The sequence below is a fragment of the Bacillus sp. PK6-025 genome (assembly GCF_056530265.1).
Genome location: NZ_CP096509.1, coordinates 1,449,580 through 1,467,810 on the forward strand (window position 1 = coordinate 1,449,580; position 18,231 = coordinate 1,467,810).

An 18,231-nucleotide genomic window follows, 5' to 3' on the forward strand; every position below is an offset into this window, starting at 1 on the left:
GTGGGCTTTTATATTGAAATGACCTCGCCTTTTGGACAAGCTTACATTGTCGAGGAAAATCACCACATTACGCATTTGCTATTTGAAAAAGATGAACTAAAACAGCTCCAGCAAGACGGCTTGGAGCTTCGCCGGACCGAAACGGAATTGTTGAAGGAGGCAAAGCGCCAGCTCGAAGAATATTTCAGGGGGGAGCGGAAGACGTTCACCCTTCCTCTCCGCCAGGATGGAACCCCGTTTCAGAAAAAAGTGTGGGAGGCGCTGCAGTTGATCCCGTACGGTGAATCACGGAGCTATTTAGATATCGCGTGCGCCGTCGGGAATCCGAAAGCGGTTCGCGCAATCGGCCAGGCCAATAAAAGAAATGCGCTGCCGATTTTGATTCCGTGCCACCGTGTCATCGGCAAAAATCGTTCTTTAACGGGGTACTCCGGAAATGAAACGGATAAAAAAGCGGTGCTGCTCGACATCGAAAATATTGCGTATAAGGGAAAATAATATACGAGCACGCCGTTTCTTTTTTTCGTCAGCGACATATAATTTTATTAAGTTAAAAATGTTGGTCTTGGTAAAAAAGGAGGACGAATAAGTGAAAACGAACCGCCCGAACAAAATAGCAGGATACGCGGAATTGTTCGTCAAGCTGCACGTGTTGACCGAAGAGCAGAAGAAAGACATCATCAAATCGATTAAAATCCGCTAAAGCGGCCTAAGTAAGGGCTTCAGCGGAAAACAGCGCTTCAATTTCTTCTTCAAACCTGTCTGTGATAATCCCTTTTTCCGTAATGATGCCAGAGATTAAATCGTGCGGCGTGATATCAAAAGCAGGGTTGAACACTGGCACCTCTTGCGGAGCTATTTGCGTTCCGTTTATCAGCCTGACTTCATCCGGATCGCGTTCTTCAATCGGAATGTTGTCGCCACATGAAATCGAAACATCAAAAGTTGACAGGGGAGCGGCGATAAAAAACGGGATTTGAAAGGCTTTGGCGAGGATTGCCAAGCCGTATGTTCCGATTTTATTGGCTGTATCTCCGTTTCTCGCGATCCTGTCCGCTCCGACAATGACGGCTGAAATGTTTTTTTCTTTCATCGTATGGGCAGCCATGCTGTCTGTAATCAGCGTCACGTCAATTCCCCCCTGCATAAGCTCCCACGCCGTCAGGCGCGCCCCTTGCAGGACAGGCCTCGTTTCACAGGCATAAATATGAAGGTCGAGGTCCTTTGTTTTGGCAAGATAAAACGGGGAAAGGGCCGTACCGTACCTGCTTGTCGCAATCGAGCCGGCGTTGCAGATGGTCATGATGCTGTCACCCGATTTGAACAAATGCAGTGCATTCTGTCCGATTTGCCGGCACGTTTCTTCGTCTTCAACCTGGATCTGAATGGCTTCATGGATCAGATTTGTTTTTGCTTCATTGACCGATTTTGCGTCCTCCGCACTTATTACCAGCCGATTGAGAGCCCAGGATAAATTGACGGCTGTCGGCCTTGCCTGATTGAGTTCATCTTTGATTTTTCCGAGTTCCACCAGAAACGCGGAAACCTCAGATGTATTGATGCTTTGTGCGCAAAGGGCGAGTCCGAAGGCGGCTGTAATGCCGATGGCAGGTGCACCCCTCACTTTCAGCGTTTGAATCGCATCATAGACGTCTTCTTTTGTTGTGAGGTGCAGGTATTCCGTCTTTTCGGGAAGCTTTTGCTGGTTCAGAATTTTTACCGATGCTTCTTCCCATTCGACAGAGCGGGGCACCGCAAATTGTTCAGGCATGTCATTCACTCCTTAAGTGCGTTCCGAAACGCTTCAATCAAGTCTTTTGGCGTCCGGAAACCACTGCGTTTTTCTATGAATGCTGCGCCTATTTTAAGGGCGAGCTTTTTTTGGCTGATTCTCCGGGAAAACGGAACGATTGTTTCAAGGTCCGCCACATGGGCAAGGCCGATCGTCCGGCGGATCATTTCGCAGCCGGCAAAGCCTGCTGCGTCTTCAAACGCCTGCTTCAGAACTGATTCAAGGCGTCCTTTCTCATTTTTGCAAGCGTCAAGAGCATCGTTTTCCCATGCTTCGCTGAATGTCCGGCTGAACGTATGCCAGACGGTCTCGACATGGCGGTATAAAGGAGCCCGCCTGTTTTCTTCGCGGGAAAGCGCGTGCAGCAGCAGGTTGGCGATAAACTGTCCAATGTCAAACCCGATCGGGCCGAAAAACGCAAATTCAGGGTCGATGATTTTCGTTTCGGCTTCTTCACTTGCGAAAATGCTGCCTGTATGAAGGTCGCCGTGGATCAGCGTTTCCTCTGCAGACAAAAAGCGCTGTTTCAGTTTTGCCGCTTCAATTTTTAATGCTTCATTGCGCCAAAGATCTTCCGCTTCATCGCGAAGCTCTTCTTCGAAATCGTTTGTCTCATGATCAAAGAAAGGGTCTGTGAACACAAGGCTTTCTGTAATATCGCACAGATCCGGATTCGTAAACTGCTTCACAAGCCGCCCTTTAACTGTTGGGTCAAGTGCATATTCAGACGAGTAAAAATGTGTTTTTCCAAGGAATTCTCCGATGTCTTCCGACAGGTGGGGATAATCCTTCCCGTCAATCAGTCCTTTTCTGGCGATTTCCAAGTGAGAAAGGTCTTCCAATACGGTAACGGCAAGCTCGGTGTCAGAATAGTACACGTTCGGGACAAGGTGCGGGACATGCTCGGCTTGGCGGATCAGCGCACTGCTTTCGATTCTCGCCCTGTCAAGCGACAGCGGCCAGCTTTCGCCGACGACTTTCGCATAAGGCACCGCCTGTTTGATGATCAGCCCTTTTTGCTGCTCTTTGTCATACACGCGGAAGACCAAATTCAAGTTTCCGTCCCCGATCTCCCGGCATGTCAGGGTGCTTTTGCTTGGAAAAAGCCCGAGGCGGACGGCCAGCGCGGCCGCGGAGCTTTCGGTCAAAGTTTCGTATGCTGCGGTTTTCGTTACGGTCATGTGTGATTCCCCCTAAATGTCGTTAACAATAAAAAAGCCTCTTTCTCATCGAGAGAAAGAGGCTGATTTGTCGCGTTCGCCTCTCTTATCTCTCAGAATTCAAAGTCTGATGGAATTAGCACCGTGCCCTAGCGGCGCAGAATTTCGCGCCCCATTTCACAATGGTATTACGGTCGGTTGCTGTTGGGGTCATTAGGCCAGTCCTTCACCCAACTCTCGATAAGAGAAATCAATATAAAATTTTGAAATTTCAGTTCGGTCAGTTGCTGAAAATGTTACCAGCATCTCAGTTTTCTTGTCAACACTTTTTTAATATAAATCTCTGCGAATGTCCTCAAAAACCGGAATTTGCCCCCGCGCTTTTTCAATGTCCCCGAGGTTGATTTCGGTCCTGATGACGGCTTCACCGCTCCCTGCTTCAGCGAGGGTGCGGCCGAGCGGATCAATGATGATGCTGTGGCCCGCAAATTCGTTTGCCGGGTCACTTCCCGCTCGGTTGCAGGCTGCGACAAAGCACTGATTTTCAATCGCTCTGGCTTTTAAAAGGCTTTGCCAGTGATCGAGGCGGGCGAGCGGCCATTCCGCCGATACAAAGATGATGCCCGCACCTTCCTTCGTATGTTTTCTGATCCATTCCGGGAAACGGATGTCGTAGCAGATAAACCCCGCAGCCGGGATCCCTTCAAGCTCGAAGCTCCCGTCGCCTGAGCCCGCTGACAAATAAAGGTGTTCGTCCATCAGCTGGAAAAGGTGAGCTTTGCTGTATTCTTTGATCAAATGTCCGTTTTTGTCTGCGATGTACATGATATTGTACACACCGCTTTTTTTCTTAACGGCGACAGAGCCGCATATGATATGGACACGGTTTGCTTTTGCCGTTTCCTGCAGCCATCTCTTCGTTTGCCTGCCTTCTTCATCTGCGATGGAGCCGAGATTTTTTAAATCATAACCCGTCGTCCACAGCTCGGGAAGGAGAAGAACATCCGCTTTCCGGCTTTCCTGTTCGATCAGCTGCTCCGCTTTTTTAAAATTTTCAGAAGGATTGCCGTATGCGATATCGAATTGCAGACATGAAATTGTCAGCTTCAATCTGGATCACCTCATTTTTTTCTTTACATTTTACATTTAACAATATATGATGATGGACTATCATTTCAAGAATTTTTCAAAAGCGGGTGAATCATATGAAATTTGAGCTTTCAGATGTGCTGAAACAGCTGCCTGAGCAGTTTTTCGCTTCCTTGGTGAAAAAGGTGAATGAAAAAATCGCCGCCGGCCATGATGTGATTAATCTCGGCCAGGGGAATCCCGATCAGCCGACACCTGATCACATCGTTGATACAATGGCGCAAGCCGTTCGCAACCCTAAAAACCATCAGTATTCCTCCTTTCGCGGCAGCCGTTCACTCAAGGAGGCGGCAGCCGCGTTCTATCGAAGGGAATACGGCGTAGAGCTCGATCCCGAACGCGAAGTCGCTGTATTGTTCGGCGGAAAAGCCGGTCTTGTCGAGCTTCCGCAATGTTTGTTAAATCCGGGGGATGCCGTGCTCGTTCCCGATCCCGGCTATCCCGACTACTGGTCGGGCGTTGAGCTGGCAAGAGCGAACATGGAAACGATGCCGCTTACAGCGGGCAATCAGTTTCTGCCTGACTACAGCCGGATTCCGAAGGAAGTGAAAGAAAATGCGAAGCTCATGTATTTAAATTATCCAAACAATCCAACCGGTGCCCAAGCCACGCCTGTTTTTTTCGAAGAGACTGTCCGGTTTGCCAAGTCGAACGGAATTTGCGTCGTCCACGATTTTGCCTACGGTGCGATCGGCTACGACGGCAAGAGGCCTGTCAGCTTTCTCGAAACGGAGGGGGCAAAAGACACAGGAATCGAAATTTACACGCTTTCCAAAACGTATAATATGGCTGGATGGCGGGTCGGGTTTGCAGTTGGCAACGCATCTGTGATCGAAGCGCTGAACCTTTATCAGGACCATATGTATGTCAGCCTTTTTAAAGCGGTCCAAGACGCCGCGGCAGCCGCGCTTCTATCAGACCAAGCGTGTGTCAAGGAGCAAAATGAGCGCTACGAAAAAAGGCGGGATGTATGGATTCGTGCGGTCCGCGAAATCGGTTGGCACGCGGATGCTCCGCAAGGTTCTTTTTTCGCCTGGATGCCTGTCCCTGACGGGTATACATCTGAGGCTTTTTCCGATCTGCTTCTCGAAAAAGCGAATGTCGTCACAGCGCCCGGCATCGGCTTCGGCAAATACGGAGAAGGCTATGTGAGAGTCGGCCTCTTGACAAGCGAAGAGCGGCTCCGGGAAGCGGCTTCGCGCATTGCCAAGCTGAATATATTCAAAAAGACCGGCCACAGTCATTGACAACCGGGAAAAACGATGGGATAATTCAAAATAATTTATAAAATCAATATTCTTATCAAGAGCAGGCAGAGGGACAAGCCCGATGAAGCCCGGCAACCGACTTTTTAAGCACGGTGCTAATTCTTGCAGCTGACGCTGAGAGATAAGGATTCGAACCTGAAATGCGAAACCTCTTTTAGCTAAAGCAGCAAAAGAGGTTTTTTATATGCATGAAGCAGGAAGGAGCTACAGAATGAGTGAACTTTTGGCAACATATGTTTTGACAGATCAAGGATGTGACGCAGAAAAGCGGGCCGAGCAAATCGCGATCGGACTGACGGTCGGGTCGTGGACAGATCTGCCGCTCTTAAAGCAGGAACAGCTGAAAAAGCATAAAGGACGCGTCGTCAAGGTCGAAGAAACAGAAAGCGCGCTGGGGGAAAAACAGGCAACGGTCACCATCGCTTATCCGGAAGCCAATTTTACAAGCGACGTTCCCGCTGTGCTGACGACCGTTTTTGGAAAGCTGTCTCTCGACGGAAAAATCAAATTGGCGGATTTGGAGTTTTCGCAGTCTTTTAAACGATCATTGCCGGGCCCGAAATTCGGCGTATACGGGATCCGGAAAAAAATCGGCGAATTTGAAAGGCCTCTGTTGATGAGCATTTTTAAAGGCGTCATCGGCCGCGATATGGAAGACTTGAAGGAACAGCTCAGACAGCAGGCGCTCGGCGGAGTGGATTTGATCAAGGACGATGAAATCTTATTCGAAACAGGCAGTGCCCCCTTTGAAAAACGAATCACGGAAGGAAAAAAAGTGCTTGAGGCAGCTTTTGAAGAAACAGGGCGCAAAACGCTGTATGCCGTCAACCTGACGGGCAGGACAATGGAGCTGAAATCGAAGGCGAGAAAAGCAGCCGAGCTCGGAGCCGATGTGTTGCTGCTGAATGTGTTTGCCTACGGGCTCGATGTTTTGCAAAGCCTTGCGGAAGACGACGACATCCCGCTGCCGATCATGGCGCACCCGGCAGTAAGCGGCGCACTCACTTCGTCGCCGCATTACGGTTTTTCCCATTCGCTCTTGCTCGGCAAGCTCAACCGGTATGCGGGTGCTGATTTCAGCCTGTTCCCTTCACCGTACGGAAGCGTTGCTCTGCCGAAGCGGGATGCGCTTGCCATATATGATGAATGCACGAAGGAAGACGTTTTTAAACCGACATTCGCCGTCCCGTCGGCCGGTATTCACCCCGGCATGGTGCCGCTCTTGATGAAAGACTTCGGCATTGACCATATCATCAACGCAGGCGGGGGGATTCACGGTCATCCAAACGGAGCGGCAGGCGGAGGAAGGGCGTTTCGGGCGATCATTGATGCCGTCCTGGAAGCGGAGCCAGTCGAAGAAAAAGCAAAGCGTTCTCCCGATTTAAAGCTCGCCCTTGAAAAATGGGGAAGGGTTGAGGTTTCCGTATGAGGCAGCCGCTTATCATTTGCGATTTTGACGGAACCATTACAACGAACGACAACATCATCAGCATTATGAAACAATTTGCTCCAGAAGAGTGGCTCGCTTTAAAAGACGGGGTTCTGTCCAGGGACATATCGATTAAGGACGGGGTCGGCAGAATGTTTCAATTGCTGCCGTCAAGCCTGAAAGAAGACATTATGGAATATGTAATGAAACAAGCCGAGATCCGCCCCGGGTTTACAGAGTTTGTCTCTTTCCTGGATGAGCAGGGTCTTCCGTTTTACGTCGTGAGCGGAGGGATGGACTTTTTCGTCTATCCTCTGCTTGAAGGCATTGTCGAAAAGGAACGCATTTACTGCAATGAGGCCGGCTTTTCAGGACGCAATATCGAGATCCGCTGGCCGTATCCGTGTGACGGCAGCTGCGGAAATGAATGCGGCTGCTGCAAGCCTTCTATCATCCGCCGGCTGAAAGGCCGGGACGATTTTGTTGTCATGATCGGGGACTCTGTTACAGATGTTGAAGCTGCCAAATGTTCCGACTTGTGCATCGCGCGCGATTATTTGCTGCGGGAATGTGAGGGGCTCGGCCTGAAGCATGCGGGATTCGGCGATTTCCGTGATGTAAAGCGAATACTTGAAGAGACCGCGGAGGTGAAAGAATGGACCCTGAGCAAAAATGGCACGAACTTGCCGAGGTAAAAAAAGAGCTTGCGGAAAGGGATTGGTTCCCTGCGACAAGCGGCAATCTGTCAATCAAAGTATCAGAAGACCCGCTGCGATTTCTCATCACAGCAAGCGGAAAAGATAAGCGAAAAGCATCCGCGGAGGATTTTCTGCTGGCGGACGAAGAGGGGAGACCGGCGGAGACCGGACATACGCTGAAACCGTCGGCGGAGACGCTGCTGCACACCCGTGTCTATCAAAATACAAACGCGGGCTGCTGTCTTCACGTCCATACGATTGACAACAATGTCATCTCAGAGCTTTACGCAAAAGAAAAGCAAGCGACATTCAGAGGCCAGGAAATCATAAAGGCGCTCGGTCTTTGGGAGGAAAATGCGGAGGTTGCGATCCCGATTATCGAAAACAGCGCTCATATTCCGGATTTGGCGGCGGATTTTGCCGGACACCTTTCAGGCGATTCAGGGGCAGTGCTGATTCGCAGCCACGGCATTACCGTCTGGGGAAAAACGGCATTTGAGACAAAGCGGATGCTTGAAGCGTATGAATTCCTGTTCAGCTGGCATTTAAAACTGAAAGCTTTGCAGGCTTACCACGTTAATTAAAAAGGGGGAGAAAGCATGGCGACAATTCGAATCCATGATGAACAAAACACGACCATTGAAAAGCAGGAAGAAGTAGAACAATTTCTAAAGGGGCAGGAGGTCATTTATGAAAAATGGGATATCACAAAGCTGCCGGCCGGCTTAAAAGAAAAATACGATTTGACCGATGAAGAGAAACAGGAGATTTTAGACGTCTTTGCCGCTGAAATCAAAGACATTTCAGAACGCCGCGGCTATAAAGCGAGCGATGTCATCTCGCTTTCCGACCAAAATCCGAAACTCGATGAGCTCTTGAAAAATTTCAAACAGGAACATCATCATACAGACGATGAAGTCAGATTTATCGTCAGCGGCCACGGTATCTTTGCGATAGAAGGAAAAGACGGCACATTTTTTGATGTCCTCTTAAATCCGGGAGATTTGATCTCCGTTCCTGAAAACACCCGCCATTATTTCACGCTTCAGGAAGACCGAAAAGTCGTGGCTGTCAGAATCTTTGTGACGACAGAGGGCTGGGTGCCGATTTATGAGAAAGAGAGTGTGAGCCGATAATGAAAAAGCGTCCGCGTGGACGCTTTTTTATTTGTTTCTGTCATAAAGGGCCTTGATGTGGCCTTCATGAAAGGAGAGATGCTGTTTTTCATTTTGATAGTATTGAAGACGGTCAAATACAGAGCCGGTGTGAAGCTCGAACTTATGGCCGTCCGGATCTGAGAAATAAATTGAATCTTTGTCGCCTTCATGCCGTTTTCTGCCCTTTAGCACGTTTACACCTAAATCGCGTAATTTCTTTTCCCAGAACGGCAAATCTTCCTGTTGAATCGAAAAGGCGATATGGGTGTAAGAGTCATGGATTTCCTGTCTTTTAATGCCTTTCTCTTCGTTTAATGCGAGCCAGATGCCGTTCAGGTCAAAATAAGCGGTTTTCTCGGCCTTTACGAGCCACTTGGCATCAAACACCTTTTCATAGAATGAAATAGAGACGGACAGGTCAGAGACTGAAAACAAGAGATGATTGATACCGAGAATATTATTGTTTGCCATTGCCGTTTATTCCTTCCGTTAGATGTATTTCAAATCCGTCCAGTTCTTTGGTGATTTGCCTGAATAGAAAAGCGAGCACAGCCGCGTCATCAAGCCAGCCGATACCTGCGAGAACATCGGGAATCAAATCGATCGGAGACAGCACATAAATCAATGCCAGCGCGGCCAGTAAAATCGTTTTTTTTCGGGAATAAGGGGAAGTCTCCCTTTCTCCAGGCTCTAAATGCCTTGAAAAACAATAAGAGGCCTGAATACGCTTCTTTCACGGAAAAGATGGTTCGGAGCCTTGACACTGGTTTTTTCATCATTTAGACCTCCTTCTATCCTCATGAACTCTTTTAAAGGTGTTTGCCGTATTTCATCGATGGGTATTACACCTTTAATTCCACAATTCTATTATACTCGATTTCAAAATAATTTTTTGAGAAATAGGTTTACAAAATAAGTATAATCTGTAATAATGCTCAAGTACGCAAAATCTGGATGGTTCTAAGAAACGATATGTCGGTAAGGGGTGAAGCGTATGCAAAATTATGTTGAAAAAGAAGCATTGCTCGTTTCCATCAGCAAGAAGCGGCAAATGATGGTTGAAGCCGCTGAAATCTATGGATTTACAGGGGATGAAACGATCAGGCGGAGCCAGGAGCTGGATCAATTAATTTATGAATATCAAAAACTGTCTATGAATGAAAATGCGCCGGACCATCTGCTGCAGGATTTTTTAGGCTGCATCGACTGTCTGACCGTTGAAAAATATACGGCATAGTGACTGAACGAAAAAGAGCTGCCGTGAAAGGCAGGCTCTTTGCAGGAACGGGGAAGCCTCAGTCAACCTGTTCCTTTGAAGTCGGCAGCGTAATCGTTACAGTCGTTCCTTTATGCTGTTCGCTTTCGATCTGAATGGTTCCCCCGTACATGGAAATGATGCGCTTGCACACGACAAGGCCGAGTCCGGTTCCCTTTTCCTTTGACGTGACAAAAGGCTGGAAAATACTCTCCATCATTTCTTTTGGAATGCCTTCTCCGATATCCTTCACAATAATTTGCGCCTTCTCTTGATGATGTTCGATTTGAATGAGCAGCTTTCCGCCGTTTTTCATCGATTCAAGAGCATTTTTGGCGACGTTCAAGACAACCTGCTTAATATGATCTTTTTTACAATACACATAAGCCGGGTCTTCTCCACAGTCTTGAAATTCCACTTCCACATTATATAAATTTGCCTCAGAATGAATAATCGGCATGATTTCGTCAATCATTTCATTCATGGCGTTAAGCTGCCACTGCTCTGCCGTCGGCTTTCCGAGCACGAGAAACTCGCTGACAATCTGGTTGATCCTCCGGATTTCCTGGTCGATGATTGAGAAATACATTTGATCTTCTTTTGATTGATATTTTTTTTGCAGGAGCTGGATAAAGCCGCTGATACCTGTCAGCGGGTTTCTGATTTCATGAGCGGTGCTCGCTGCCAGGGTGCCGATTAATTCGAGCTTCTGGGCTTCATTTTGGGCGCGCTCCTGCTTGGTCCGCCGCTTCAGCAGCACATACTGGAGCATGAGGAACATAATATTCAGCAGAATGAAAATACTTAAAAATGACAGCAGAAGACTGTGAACGATTTCATCAAGCTGGACCGGTTCCGGATAAACTTCAAGCTTCCAGTCGATCTGATCCAAAAAAGCATCGACGGTGCCGCCGTCCGGCTTCTCAGGAGGAGAATGGCCTGCTGTAAAGACAATCTGATTCTTCTGGTTGAGAATTTTGATATAAAGCTCAGGGCTCAGGACGTTCATGATATTTTTCAGATAATCGACGCGGATCGAAGCCAGCAGAAAATTTGTCGTTCTGCCTTCGCTGTCATAGACAGGAGTAAAAATATTCAGCTCCAGCCTGTCCGACACTGTATGTATATCGTCTGTGATCACGGATTTCTTTGATTTTTCCGCTTTTTGCAGAATGTTCTTGTATGAAACCTTCTTTTTTTCTTTGACGGGAGACGTGCTCACCATGACATCGCCGTCTTTATTTAAAAGGTATAAAGCCGAAAAACGCGGTTCTTTTTTATACGTTTCCGTCAGGATTCGTTTGATATGCTGCTCATTAACAGGGTGGTTGAGGGCCGTGGCAAGGGAGCTGAGCCTTGCTTCTGTTTCGCCGATCAGGTAGTTGATTTGGTTGCGGTGAATATTGAGCATGAGAGTCGCAGTCTGACGGTGCTTTTCAGTGATATTTTCTCGTTCTTGTTCGTATACAAAAAAGCTTATAATGAAGGCGGGGATCATTACCAAGATCAAATAAAGCCTGACTTTCTTCCATAGATTTTTCAAATTGCGCATATTTTTACTCTCTCCCAATCGATACAGGAATAGGGGTATTATATCACTAGTGAGAGCCGATTTATAGAAAAGATAACCAATACCGTGAAAATAGGACACAATACCGGGGAATTTCCGGATATATCTATTTGATGTTCGATTCCTACTCATCATAACATGGTTTGAATGTTAACAGTTGACATTTTCCTCATAGTTTATTAATGTTTTCCTGTAGTTGTTTCTTTGGAGATGAGAGATATGAGTAATAGAGAACAGGAACAGTCCTTGAAATTATTTATTGTATTATCTCGAGCGTACAGATCCATTAATGATCATATGAATAAACATATTCATCATCATGGTCTGAATCCAACCGAGTTTGCCGTTTTAGAACTCCTCTATCATAAAGGGGATCAGCCCCTTCAACAAATAGGGGATAAGATTCTACTGGCGAGCGGGAGTATTACATATGTGGTTGACAAGCTTGAGCAAAAGGAGCTGATCGCGAGAAGAGCCTGTGCGACCGACCGCAGGGTGACCTATGCGCAAATTACAGATAAAGGCACCAAGCTCCTGGAGAAGATTTTTCCGGGTCATGCAGAAGAGCTTCACCACATGATCAGCGTGTTAAGCGATGAGGAGAAAGAAGCCTGCATCGAAATGCTGAAAAAAGTCGGACTGAACGCAAGAAATATTTATAAGGGCAAAGAATAAGGAAGCTGCCAAAAGGCAGCTTCCTATTCTTTTTTATTCAAGTTTTCCTGGCCGATCGGCAGGATGAGGATTTCAACGCGTCTGTTTTTCCTTCTTCCTTCTTCGGTGTCATTTGAAGCGATCGGTTTAAATTCTCCGTAGCCTTTCGCGCTGAATATCTTGGCGTCAAGCTTGGGATTTTCGATTAAAAGCCCCATGAAATTGACTGCCCGCATCACGCTTAAATGCCAATTTGATTTAAATTGAGAATTTCGAATCGGCACATTGTCCGTATGTCCGCTGATTACGATATTGCGGGGCGGATTCAAGACGAGAAGGTCGGATACTTCCTTGGCCAGCGGAATGTCCTGCTGGCGGATCTCCGCTTTTCCGGAATCAAAAAAGATATTATCCTCGATGGAAAGGAGGAGGCCTTCGTCTGTCAGCTTCGTATTGACCTGTTTTTCAAGACTTTTCTCTTTAATAAACCGGTTGACCTGCTCCTGAATTTTTTTCAGCGACTGCTTGTCTTTTTCTTTTTGATCTTGAGAAAGATCTTTTGCTTGGTCAGGGCTTTTTCCATCTTCGGTTGTGCTCGTTTTCGGCTCGGTGAAGCTGGAATAATCCATCATTCCTGTTCCGCCGGTAAATACGGCATTGAATGATTTAGACAGCATATCGAACTTCTTGGCGTCGATCGAGCTCATGGCAAACAGTACGATGAACAAGGCCAAAAGCAGTGTCAGCAGGTCGGCATATGGGATGAGCCAAGACTCATCCACGTGTTCTTCATGGTCTTTTTTGTGCTTCTTTTTTCTAGCCATTGCTGCTGTCTCCTTTGTCTCCTTCTGGGATGACGATGCTGGAGCGTTCGCTTGGAGAGACATACATCAAAAGCTTTTGTTCAATGACTTTTGGCGCCTGGCCTTCCAAGATCGAAAGGATGCCTTCAATCATGACTTCGCGGACTTTGACTTCCTGTTTGGATTTCCGCTTTAATTTATTGGCAAAAGGATGCCATAGTACATATCCGGTGAAGATCCCGAGAAGGGTCGCGACAAAAGCGGCGCTGATCGCATGTCCAAGCGCTTCAGTGTCGCTCATATCCGCAAGCGCGGCGATCAGTCCGACAACAGCGCCCAAAACGCCGAGTGTCGGTGCGTATGTGCCCGCCTGGGTAAAAATGCCCGCTCCGACTTGATGTCTTTCTTCCATTGCTTCAACTTCTTCAGTTAAAACGTCCCTGATAAATTCGGCACTTTGGCCGTCTACTGCCATGCTCATGCCGTTTTTCAAAAATTCATCATCGATCTCATTCAAATTTGCTTCCAAAGCGAGAAGTCCTTCACGTCTTGCGATTTGCGCCCACTCGGAAAACATCGGGATCAATTCGTTGATTTCGATCATCTTCTTCTCTTTGAACAAGATGCCGAAGAGTTTGGGAACCTTTTTGATCTCGCGGATTGGAAAAGCGATCACAACTGCTGCGATTGTACCGACAAGGATGATCAGCCATGCCGCGGGATTGACGAGAACGGAAGGGCTGACACCTTTCATGACCATGCCGACACCTACTCCGATGATAGCTAAGATGATTCCAATTAACGATGTTTTGTCCATTTTTTCACCAATTCCTTTAACTAACTTTTCTATCGTTAATATCGGTGTTGCGTGATAGGAACTTTAGGGTGTTTCTTAAATTGTTTCAAAATCATGGTGAAAAGGGACTTTAGGGTTATTTAATGTTAAAAAATAGAATTTTTGTGATCCTTACGTTGTATGTAAAGCGGCCTCCGCAATCGGAGGCCGTTATGTGTGTTATGCGGTTGGTTTCACCAAGATTTCATCGTTTTCAACGATAACCGAAAAACCGTTGATGTGTTCTTCTTCAAGCAGCAGATCGGTCATTTGATCTTCGACTGCTGTTTGAATGGTTCGTCTTAATGGGCGGGCGCCGAAGGCCGGATGGTATCCGATTTCAGCAATTTTTTCTTTTGCTTCATCTGAAACTTCAAGCGTCATGTTTTGCTCTTTTAACGTTTCTTCAAGCTCTTCCAGCAAGAGAGTGACGATCTTGACCAGATCTTCTTTTTCGAGCGGCTGGAACTCGATGATGCTGTCAAATCTGTTCAGGAATTCCGGCTTAAAGTAGCTGCTTAGGGAATCGATCATTGATTGTTCGCCCATTACTTGTTCTTCCCGGTTAAAACCGACAGTTGTCCGCTTTTCAGATACTCCGGCATTGCTTGTCATAATGATGACGGTATCTTTAAAGCTGACCGTCCGTCCCTGGCTGTCTGTCAGACGTCCGTCTTCCATGATTTGCAGGAACATGTGCTGAACATCGGGATGGGCTTTTTCGATTTCATCAAGCAAAACGATGCTGTACGGGTTCCTCCGGACTTTTTCGGTGAGCTGTCCGGCTTCTTCGTGGCCGACATATCCAGGAGGTGAACCGATCAGCTTCGATACGGCGTGTTTTTCCATGTATTCGCTCATATCGAGGCGGATGACGGCATCCTTCGTGCCGAACAGTTCTTCCGCAAGCCTTTTAGAAAGTTCTGTTTTACCGACACCTGTCGGGCCGACGAACAGGAATGAACCGACTGGCCTGTTTTTTGATTTCAGGCCGGCGCGGCTTCTTTTGACGGCTTTTGCCACTTTTTTTACCGCTTCTTTTTGACCGATCACGCGGCTTGAAAGGTTTGCTTCAAGCTCTTTCATTTTCTTCTGATCGTCGTGCTGAAGCTTGCCGACCGGAATGCCGGTTTTTTGTTCGATGATCGCTTGAATGTCTTCCGCTTTAACGGTTGCCCGTTTTTCTTCCGCATGGTTTTCCATTTTTTTGTGCAGTGCTTCTTCTTCATCGCGGAGCTTTGCTGCAAGCTCATAGTTTTCTTCCTGCAGCGCTTTAGCTTTTTCCGCTTCGATTTCTTTCAGGCGTTGGGAAGCTTGTTCACCGCTGACCGTGTCGATTTTCAAGTTCGCTTTTGAACCGGCTTCATCCAAAAGGTCGATCGCCTTATCGGGAAGATGACGGTCCTGAATATAGCGGCTAGACAGAACGACGCAGGCTTTGATCGCTTCATCCGTGTAAGTTACATCATGATACGCTTCGTATTTTTCTTTCAGCCCGTTTAAAATCGCCGCGGTCTGCTCAATTGTCGGTTCATGTACCATGATCGGCTGGAAGCGCCGCTCTAATGCTGCATCTTTTTCGATTTGGCGATATTCTTTCAACGTCGTCGCGCCGATGACTTGCAGTTCGCCTCTGGCAAGCGCAGGTTTTAAAATGTTGCCGGCGTCCATGGAGCCTTCGGCAGAGCCTGCTCCGACAAGAAGGTGAATTTCGTCAATAAACAAGACCGCGTTTTTGCGTTCTTTCAGCTCTTTCATCAGCTGTTTCATTCTTTCTTCAAATTGTCCTCTGATGCCGGTGTTTGCTACGAGGGAAGCGACATCAAGCAGGTAGAGTTCTTTGTTTTTCAATTTATTTGGAACATCGCCTTCGGCGATTTTGAGAGCAAGTCCTTCAGCAACGGCTGTTTTACCAACGCCCGGTTCACCGATTAAGACAGGGTTGTTTTTATTTCTGCGGTTTAAGATCTCGATTACACGGGCCACTTCATCATCGCGGCCGATCACCGGATCGAGCAAGCCTGTCTTTGCGGCATTCGTTAAGTTGCCGGCAAGTTCATCGAGCAAGCCTTTTTTGGCAGCGGTTTGCGTCTGCGCTTGTGATGGCTGGCTGAAGAAAGAACCTCCTCCGCCAAAAAAATGATTTCCTGAAAACATAGAAGGCTGAGTCAGCTCTTTATAGCAGTCTTCACATAAATCCATTTGCTTTTTTGTAAAGTTGATTTGCATGTTCAGGCGAATCGTCGCCTCATTTTTTTGACAATGTTGACAACGCATTTGCCAAAACCCCCTTTATTGAATTTGACCTTTTTTGACCAATTGACTTTGAAAAAATGGTCTGTAGTTTGACCATTTCTGACTATTAGTATACATTGACCTTCTTTGACTTTCAAGTTCTATGCTTTTTCCTTTTTGTTCCTGAATGAGAAGTTGTCCTTCTTTTTAAAGGACATGGCTCATATGGTGTAGAAAGGGAATTCGTTTACGGAGGAGTCGTATGAGTCAATCACATGGATCAGCCTTTCAGCTGGCATTTGTTTATGTAGGAACGGTCGTCGGAGCCGGATTTGCAACTGGAAGAGAAATCGTCGAGTTTTTTTTAAGATTCGGCTGGCCGGGGTTAGCCGGAATTTTGATCAGCGGACTGATGTTTACATTTCTCGGCGCAAAAATGATGCTGATTGCGGTCAGAATCAATGCCAAATCTTATCAGGAGCTGAATCAATATTTATTCGGCCATACGCTCGGGAAATTTGTCAATGTCTTCATGCTCGTGATTTTGCTCGGCGTGACGTCTGTCATGCTGTCTGGAGCGGGGGCGATATTTGAGGAACAGCTCGGCTTTTCAAACCAAGCGGGGATGATTGCGACGATTGCCTTGAGTCTGTTTGTCATGATGAAGGGCGTTAAAGGGATATTCGGCGTCAATGTCATTGTCGTTCCGCTGCTGCTTCTGTTCACAGTCATCGTCCTGTTCGATTCGTTTATTTTCAGAGGGCCGGAGATCCACAATTTGGCGGCATTCTCGGCGGCAAAACCCGATTGGATTTTATCCGCTGTTTCGTACGGCGCTTTTAATTTGTCGCTCGCACAGGCGGTTCTCGTGCCGATCGCTTCTGAACTGAAATCTGAACAGCTCATTATAAAAGGAGCATTAATCGGAGGGTGTCTGCTTACCCTTGTGTTGATCGCGAGCTTTCTGTCTCTTTCAACATTGCCTGATGTCCTGTTATACGAAGTTCCGATGGCACAGGTTGTATTCATTGTCCAACATTCTGTCCATATCATCTATCTGTTTATCATTTTCGGGGAAGTCTTCACATCGGTCATCGGCAATTTATATGGTCTTGAAAAGCAGATTAATGAATATCTTCATATGAAAAGCCTGTATGTATTTATGTTCATCCTGCTGACAATCTACTTGACGGGACAAATCGGCTACGGAAAACTGATATCGACCATTTATCCTTTGTTCGGCCAGCTGAGCCTCGTCTTTATATTCTTTTTGATCGTCAAAAGGGTGCCTGAGCGTTGAATGGCAGGCATTGCACTTGGCGAAACATGCGATTTGTGATAAGATGGCGAAGGAAAATTGAAACAAAATCCGCTTGAAACTGCGGGAGAGGTTCTAGCAAAACCCTCTATAAAAAACTAAGGAAAGCTGTATCCTTGGGGTATGGCCTTTTTTATTGTTTTTTTGCTAGAACACTTTTCTCACAGAGAAAGGTGTTTTTTCGTTTAGATATCAGTGAATCTCTTCTTTTATGAAATACTGACGGAAAGCGGAGAAGGAGGAATTATGAAACAGGAAAAAGCGATCGTCGTATTCAGCGGCGGTCAGGACAGTACGACTTGCCTTTTGTGGGCGCTTCGGCAATTTCAGGAGGTGGAAGCGGTCACCTTCCAATATAATCAGCGGCACCGAGAGGAAATCGAAGTCGCGAAAAAGATCGCTGAAAAGCTTGGCGTCAAGCATCACCTTCTTGATATGGAACTGTTAAATCAGCTCGCGCCGAATGCTTTGACAAGGGATGATATCGAGATTGAGGCGAAAGAAGGCGAACTTCCGTCCACTTTTGTTCCGGGACGCAACCTCGTGTTTTTATCGTTCGCTTCGATCCTCGCCTACCAGGTCGGCGCGCGGCACATCATAACAGGTGTATGCGAGACGGATTTCAGCGGCTATCCGGATTGCCGGGATGAGTTCGTCAAATCCTGCAATGTCACTGTCAACTTGGCGATGGAGCGCCCGTTTGTCATCCACACGCCGCTGATGTGGCTGAACAAGGCGGAAACGTGGGAGCTCGCCGATGCGCTTGATGCGCTTGATTTCGTGAAAAACGAGACGCTGACGTGCTACAACGGAATCATTGCCGACGGCTGCGGCGAATGCCCGGCCTGCAAACTTCGGGCGAATGGCTACAATGAATATATGAAAATGAAAAAGGAGCGAGCTTAACA

Annotated in this window: 20 protein-coding genes and 3 riboswitches; of the genes, 11 read left to right on the forward strand and 9 right to left on the reverse strand. The window is 47.1% G+C overall.

Going from position 1 to position 18,231, the window contains the following annotated elements; translation table 11 throughout:
• Both M1D67_RS07370 and M1D67_RS07375 read left to right on the forward strand, forming a co-directional pair.
• The gene (locus tag M1D67_RS07370) at positions 1–498 is read left to right on the forward strand and encodes a methylated-DNA--[protein]-cysteine S-methyltransferase (protein ID WP_020451134.1); all 498 of its coding nucleotides are present in this window, start codon (positions 1–3) and stop codon (positions 496–498) included.
• A gap of 91 nt (positions 499–589) precedes the next feature.
• Positions 590–703: a hypothetical protein gene (locus tag M1D67_RS07375; protein ID WP_023857319.1), complete on the forward strand. Its 114-nt coding sequence runs from the start codon at positions 590–592 to the stop codon at positions 701–703.
• Positions 704–709: 6 nt separating this feature from the next.
• Here the strand turns inward: M1D67_RS07375 and mtnA are convergent, their stop codons facing one another.
• The 3 genes from mtnA to M1D67_RS07390 form a co-directional block, all read right to left on the reverse strand.
• On the reverse strand, positions 710–1,771 hold the full coding sequence (mtnA, locus tag M1D67_RS07380) for an S-methyl-5-thioribose-1-phosphate isomerase (RefSeq protein WP_458117917.1): 1,062 nt from the start codon (positions 1,769–1,771) through the stop codon (positions 710–712).
• A gap of 5 nt (positions 1,772–1,776) precedes the next feature.
• Positions 1,777–2,973 carry an S-methyl-5-thioribose kinase gene (mtnK, locus tag M1D67_RS07385; protein WP_020451136.1) on the reverse strand — a complete coding sequence of 399 codons (1,197 nt, stop codon included), beginning with the start codon at positions 2,971–2,973 and terminating at the stop codon, positions 1,777–1,779.
• Between the two features lie 82 nt (positions 2,974–3,055).
• A riboswitch (SAM riboswitch) is annotated at positions 3,056–3,199 on the reverse strand.
• An 83-nt stretch (positions 3,200–3,282) separates the two neighbouring features.
• Complete coding sequence (locus tag M1D67_RS07390) at positions 3,283–4,062, reverse strand: carbon-nitrogen family hydrolase (RefSeq protein WP_020451137.1); 780 nt, start codon at positions 4,060–4,062, stop codon at positions 3,283–3,285.
• Positions 4,063–4,157: 95 nt separating this feature from the next.
• Here M1D67_RS07390 and M1D67_RS07395 point away from each other — a divergent pair, with 95 nt between their 5' ends.
• The 5 genes from M1D67_RS07395 (at position 4,158) to M1D67_RS07415 (ending at position 8,632) form a co-directional block, all read left to right on the forward strand.
• Positions 4,158–5,348, forward strand: a complete 1,191-nt coding sequence (locus M1D67_RS07395; RefSeq protein WP_212110484.1) for a pyridoxal phosphate-dependent aminotransferase — start codon at positions 4,158–4,160, stop codon at positions 5,346–5,348.
• A gap of 49 nt (positions 5,349–5,397) precedes the next feature.
• A riboswitch (SAM riboswitch) is annotated at positions 5,398–5,497 on the forward strand.
• A gap of 83 nt (positions 5,498–5,580) precedes the next feature.
• Complete coding sequence (gene mtnW, locus M1D67_RS07400) at positions 5,581–6,798, forward strand: 2,3-diketo-5-methylthiopentyl-1-phosphate enolase (RefSeq protein WP_429716877.1); 1,218 nt, start codon at positions 5,581–5,583, stop codon at positions 6,796–6,798.
• On the forward strand, positions 6,795–7,493 hold the full coding sequence (mtnX, locus tag M1D67_RS07405; RefSeq protein WP_065643311.1) for a 2-hydroxy-3-keto-5-methylthiopentenyl-1-phosphate phosphatase: 699 nt from the start codon (positions 6,795–6,797) through the stop codon (positions 7,491–7,493). The genes mtnW and mtnX overlap by 4 nt, the downstream gene beginning before the upstream one ends.
• Positions 7,454–8,080 carry a methylthioribulose 1-phosphate dehydratase gene (locus M1D67_RS07410; protein ID WP_023857315.1) on the forward strand — a complete coding sequence of 209 codons (627 nt, stop codon included), beginning with the start codon at positions 7,454–7,456 and terminating at the stop codon, positions 8,078–8,080. Before mtnX ends, M1D67_RS07410 begins: the two co-directional genes overlap by 40 nt.
• Positions 8,081–8,095: 15 nt before the next feature.
• Positions 8,096–8,632, forward strand: a complete 537-nt coding sequence (locus M1D67_RS07415) for a 1,2-dihydroxy-3-keto-5-methylthiopentene dioxygenase (protein WP_020451142.1) — start codon at positions 8,096–8,098, stop codon at positions 8,630–8,632.
• A gap of 27 nt (positions 8,633–8,659) precedes the next feature.
• On the opposite strand, the gene fosB is transcribed toward M1D67_RS07415, so the two are convergent.
• On the reverse strand, positions 8,660–9,124 hold the full coding sequence (gene fosB / locus M1D67_RS07420) for a metallothiol transferase FosB (protein ID WP_144498089.1): 465 nt from the start codon (positions 9,122–9,124) through the stop codon (positions 8,660–8,662).
• The gene (locus M1D67_RS07425) at positions 9,111–9,269 is read right to left on the reverse strand and encodes a YkvA family protein (protein ID WP_479831840.1); all 159 of its coding nucleotides are present in this window, start codon (positions 9,267–9,269) and stop codon (positions 9,111–9,113) included. The genes fosB and M1D67_RS07425 overlap by 14 nt, the downstream gene beginning before the upstream one ends.
• Positions 9,270–9,647: 378 nt before the next feature.
• Between M1D67_RS07425 and M1D67_RS07430 the strand changes: the two genes are divergently transcribed.
• The gene (locus M1D67_RS07430; RefSeq protein ID WP_101560798.1) at positions 9,648–9,890 is read left to right on the forward strand and encodes an aspartyl-phosphate phosphatase Spo0E family protein; all 243 of its coding nucleotides are present in this window, start codon (positions 9,648–9,650) and stop codon (positions 9,888–9,890) included.
• A gap of 58 nt (positions 9,891–9,948) precedes the next feature.
• Here the strand turns inward: M1D67_RS07430 and M1D67_RS07435 are convergent, their stop codons facing one another.
• Positions 9,949–11,460, reverse strand: coding sequence for a PAS domain-containing sensor histidine kinase (locus tag M1D67_RS07435; RefSeq protein WP_020451146.1), 1,512 nt, complete (start codon positions 11,458–11,460; stop codon positions 9,949–9,951).
• A 237-nt stretch (positions 11,461–11,697) separates the two neighbouring features.
• Here M1D67_RS07435 and mhqR point away from each other — a divergent pair, with 237 nt between their 5' ends.
• A complete protein-coding gene (gene mhqR, locus M1D67_RS07440; protein WP_020451147.1) occupies positions 11,698–12,153 on the forward strand; it encodes a MarR family transcriptional regulator MhqR in 456 nt (151 codons plus the stop codon).
• 23 nt (positions 12,154–12,176) lie between these two features.
• Here mhqR and motB read toward each other — a convergent pair whose 3' ends face one another.
• The 3 genes from motB to clpE all read right to left on the reverse strand — a co-directional run bounded on the left by motB (position 12,177) and on the right by clpE (position 16,047).
• On the reverse strand, positions 12,177–12,956 hold the full coding sequence (gene motB / locus M1D67_RS07445; RefSeq protein WP_020451148.1) for a flagellar motor protein MotB: 780 nt from the start codon (positions 12,954–12,956) through the stop codon (positions 12,177–12,179).
• Entirely contained in the window at positions 12,949–13,752 is an 804-nt protein-coding gene (gene motA / locus M1D67_RS07450; protein WP_020451149.1) for a flagellar motor stator protein MotA, read from the reverse strand. The genes motB and motA overlap by 8 nt, the downstream gene beginning before the upstream one ends.
• A gap of 198 nt (positions 13,753–13,950) precedes the next feature.
• Positions 13,951–16,047 carry an ATP-dependent protease ATP-binding subunit ClpE gene (gene clpE / locus M1D67_RS07455; RefSeq protein WP_479831710.1) on the reverse strand — a complete coding sequence of 699 codons (2,097 nt, stop codon included), beginning with the start codon at positions 16,045–16,047 and terminating at the stop codon, positions 13,951–13,953.
• 220 nt (positions 16,048–16,267) lie between these two features.
• Between clpE and M1D67_RS07460 the strand changes: the two genes are divergently transcribed.
• Entirely contained in the window at positions 16,268–17,305 is a 1,038-nt protein-coding gene (locus tag M1D67_RS07460; RefSeq protein ID WP_161517300.1) for a YkvI family membrane protein, read from the forward strand.
• A gap of 81 nt (positions 17,306–17,386) precedes the next feature.
• Positions 17,387–17,431: riboswitch (PreQ1 riboswitch) on the forward strand.
• Between the two features lie 138 nt (positions 17,432–17,569).
• Entirely contained in the window at positions 17,570–18,229 is a 660-nt protein-coding gene (queC, locus tag M1D67_RS07465; protein ID WP_035338863.1) for a 7-cyano-7-deazaguanine synthase QueC, read from the forward strand.
• Positions 18,230–18,231: the final 2 nt, after the last annotated feature.

Coding starts and splice junctions, on each gene's coding strand:
- M1D67_RS07410 (WP_023857315.1), top strand. CDS start 7,454: ATGGACCCTGAGCAAAAATGGCACGAACTTGCCGAGGTAAAAAAAGAG.
- motB (WP_020451148.1), bottom strand. CDS start 12,956: ATGGCTAGAAAAAAGAAGCACAAAAAAGACCATGAAGAACACGTGGAT.
- fosB (WP_144498089.1), bottom strand. CDS start 9,124: ATGGCAAACAATAATATTCTCGGTATCAATCATCTCTTGTTTTCAGTC.
- M1D67_RS07395 (WP_212110484.1), top strand. CDS start 4,158: ATGAAATTTGAGCTTTCAGATGTGCTGAAACAGCTGCCTGAGCAGTTT.
- mtnK (WP_020451136.1), bottom strand. CDS start 2,973: ATGACCGTAACGAAAACCGCAGCATACGAAACTTTGACCGAAAGCTCC.
- M1D67_RS07435 (WP_020451146.1), bottom strand. CDS start 11,460: ATGCGCAATTTGAAAAATCTATGGAAGAAAGTCAGGCTTTATTTGATC.
- mtnX (WP_065643311.1), top strand. CDS start 6,795: ATGAGGCAGCCGCTTATCATTTGCGATTTTGACGGAACCATTACAACG.
- mhqR (WP_020451147.1), top strand. CDS start 11,698: ATGAGTAATAGAGAACAGGAACAGTCCTTGAAATTATTTATTGTATTA.
- M1D67_RS07430 (WP_101560798.1), top strand. CDS start 9,648: ATGCAAAATTATGTTGAAAAAGAAGCATTGCTCGTTTCCATCAGCAAG.
- mtnA (WP_458117917.1), bottom strand. CDS start 1,771: ATGCCTGAACAATTTGCGGTGCCCCGCTCTGTCGAATGGGAAGAAGCA.
- M1D67_RS07415 (WP_020451142.1), top strand. CDS start 8,096: ATGGCGACAATTCGAATCCATGATGAACAAAACACGACCATTGAAAAG.
- clpE (WP_479831710.1), bottom strand. CDS start 16,047: ATGCGTTGTCAACATTGTCAAAAAAATGAGGCGACGATTCGCCTGAAC.
- queC (WP_035338863.1), top strand. CDS start 17,570: ATGAAACAGGAAAAAGCGATCGTCGTATTCAGCGGCGGTCAGGACAGT.
- motA (WP_020451149.1), bottom strand. CDS start 13,752: ATGGACAAAACATCGTTAATTGGAATCATCTTAGCTATCATCGGAGTA.
- mtnW (WP_429716877.1), top strand. CDS start 5,581: ATGAGTGAACTTTTGGCAACATATGTTTTGACAGATCAAGGATGTGAC.
- M1D67_RS07460 (WP_161517300.1), top strand. CDS start 16,268: ATGAGTCAATCACATGGATCAGCCTTTCAGCTGGCATTTGTTTATGTA.